This window comes from Scytonema sp. PCC 10023, from assembly GCF_963920835.1.
Classification (GTDB): Bacteria; Cyanobacteriota; Cyanobacteriia; order Cyanobacteriales; family Nostocaceae; genus Kalymmatonema.
Genome location: NZ_CAWUDP010000244.1, coordinates 1 through 3,201, shown reverse-complemented (window position 1 = coordinate 3,201; position 3,201 = coordinate 1). Strand labels below are relative to the sequence as shown.

Here is a 3,201-nt window from a genome sequence, read left to right as displayed (position 1 = left end):
CTTTATGGTTGGGTACGACACAATCAACTCCCCACACTATTTAATGTAAAGAACTTACCCATAAATAGTTCTTTTTGGCAATGTTTTGATAAGTTTGACTGCCTTCGTGTGGTTATTCACACCCCTGGTGATATATATTTTTTTTGTAATTTAATATACTAGCCCAGAGTGACATCTGTAGAACGTACCGCTTACCCCAGATTTAAGCGCCACTTCACCACTAAAGAACTTGCAGAAATTTACACGCCCACAACAACTGAAATAGCTTTTGCTTACAACGCTACCAAAGGACAAGGTAATATTTTTAACTTGATAGTTGTGTTAAAAGCATTTCAGCGGCTTGGTTATTTTCTGAAACTTTCTGATATTCCTAATCCAATAGTCAATCACATTCGTAACTGCCTAAAATTACCGAATGAAATTGCTTTGGGTTATGACAACTCCAAAACAATGTATAGGCATCGTGCCGCTATCCGCGAGTATCTCAAAATTAATTCCTTTGACAAAATTGCCAGACACTTAGCTGTTGTGCAAGTATATGAATCAGCCAGCGTGATGAATAACCCTGCCGACTTAATTAATGTTGTTATTAGCGAATTGATTAAACACCGCTATGAATTACCTGGCTTTTATACTTTAGACCGATTAGTGCGTCGGGTACGTTATCTTGTTAATCAAAAAATATTTAATCTTGTCATCAATCGACTAGATAACGAGTATATTCAGCGCTTAGATGACCTGTTAGATAATCACCTAACAGTCAGCCGCACCCCATATAATGACCTGAAGCAGCTTCCCAAGCGTCCTACACGAAATCACCTTAATAATTTATTCGTACACCTAACTTGGCTTGAAACATTTGGGGAAGTTAAACCATTCCTCTCTAACATTACTGCTGCTAAAATACAACATTTTGCAGCTGAAGCTAAGGCTTTAGATGCAGGTGAGGTCAAAGCAATTACACTGCCCAAACGTATTACACTTCTATTATGTTTAATTCATTCTGCCCAAGTCCAAACTAGAGATAACTTGGTTGAAATGTTCCTTAAACGAATGAAGACTATTCATAATAAAGCTAAGGAGGAACTGGAGCGACTGCGACAGAAACATCAAGAAACTACAGAAAAATTGGTAGGCGTTCTCACGTCGGTCTTGCAAGTATTCGTAGATGAGCCGATGGAAAAAGAAATTGTTAATCAGGTGAACCAGGTGTTTGCTCCTCAAGGAGGAGTGCAGCAACTGTTAAATGAATGTGAAGCTATTAATGCCTATAAGGGAAACAACTATCTCCCTTTATTGTGGCGATTTTACAAAAGTCACCGCAGTGTGTTTTTTCGTTTACTGAGCGTTCTCAAGTTTGAGTCTACTAGTCAGGAGCAAACTGTGATCCAGGCGATGGAGTTTTTACTGAAAAATGCACACCGTCGCGGTGAGTGGATAAAAGATACAGTAGACCTTTCATTCGCTTCTCCACAATGGCAAAAACTTATGTTGGTGCAACAGGGGGAACAAATAAATATCCTCCGTCGCCACTTGGAAGTTTGTGTTTTTTCTCACCTAGCTGCTGAACTTAAATCTGGGGATATTTGTGTAATTGGTTCAGATGAATATGCTGACTATCGAGAGCAATTGCTCAGTTGGTCAGAGTGTCAGCCACTAGTGCCACAATACTGTAAGAATTTGGGTTTTGCTGACACTACTTCTGGGTTTATTGAACAATTGAAGTCTTGGTTGATGGATACTGCTAACTCAGTAGATACAGGTTATCCAGATAATCGCCAGGTCGTGATTAATGACCAAGGAGAACCAGTATTAAAACGACCACCCCCTCAAGAGTTGAGTCCGGCGGCTAAAGTTCTTTTGGCGGCAGTTGAAGAACGTTTAAGAGAGCGTAATCTTATAGACATTCTAAGAAATGTAGATTACTGGACCAATTTTACACGCCACTTTGGACCAATGAGTGGTTCCGACCCAAAATTAGAACGTGCTACTGAACGTTATCTCCTAACTACCTTTGCTTATGGATGTAATTTGGGACCAACACAAGCTGCACGCCATATGAGGGGAGTAGTCTCCGCCCATATGCTTTCTTTTGTCAATCGCCGTCACATCAGTATTGAAAAGCTTAATGCATCTCTAACCGATATCATTAACCGTTACAATGTTTTGAGTCTACCAAAGTTATGGGGCGATGGAACGAAAGCAGCAGCAGACGGAACAAAGTATGAACTTTACGAGGAAAACCTGCTGTCTGAGTATCACATTAGGTATGGTGGCTATGGTGGAATTGCTTATCACCATGTTGCTGATAGTTATGTGGCACTATTTAGTCACTTTATTCCTTGTGGAACATGGGAAGCAGTTTACATTATCGAGGGCTTATTAAAGAATAACTCTGATATCCAGCCTGATACGATTCATGCTGATACTCAAGGTCAATCAACTCCCGTGTTTGCGCTATCTTATCTGTTAGGAATCAAGTTAATGCCACGTATTCGTAATTGGCAAGATTTGACCTTTTATCGTCCTGATAAGTATACGGTTTACAAACACATCGATTCACTTTTTAAAGATGCTATTGATTGGTCACGAATTGCCACCCACTGGCAAGACCTTTTACAGGTAGTCCTTTCGATTCAAACGGGTAAAGTTTCCTCGTCAGTTTTGCTAAGAAAATTAGGAAACTACAGCCGTAAGAACCGACTTTATCAAGCATTTCAGGAATTAGGACGAGTGGTAAGAACGGTGTTTTTGTTGCGGTATATCTCAGATATGCAGTTAAGACAGCAAATTACTGCTGCTACAAACAAGGTTGAGGCTTATCATGGCTTTTCTAAATGGTTTTTCTTTGGGGGATTTGGGGTCATTGCTTACAATGACCCAGAAGAACAGGAAAAAATTATTAAGTATAATGATTTGATTGCTAACGCGGTAATCTTTCACAACGCGGTGGATTTAACTGATGTTCTTCGTGACTTGAAGCGTGAAGGTTATTTACTAACGCGTGAGGATGTGATGGTTTTAAGTCCCTACATGACCAGTCATATTAAACGATTTGGCGATTACCTTATTGACCTGGAAACTGTACCGCAGACATTGGATGCGGTTGGAGCTTTAGTTCTTTAAAGCACTTCACAGAAGTCAGTATCTTTACAAAACTTTACAACGTGTCCCATTTGCCACGTATTTCGGCATAACCCC

1 protein-coding gene is annotated in these 3,201 nt (G+C 40.0%); it reads left to right on the top strand.

The window, feature by feature from the left end; all coding sequences use genetic code 11:
• Window positions 1–168 precede the first annotated feature (168 nt).
• Window positions 169–3,126, top strand: coding sequence for a Tn3 family transposase (locus tag ACM0OZ_RS48320; protein ID WP_414590070.1), 2,958 nt, complete (start codon window positions 169–171; stop codon window positions 3,124–3,126).
• Window positions 3,127–3,201 lie beyond the last annotated feature (75 nt).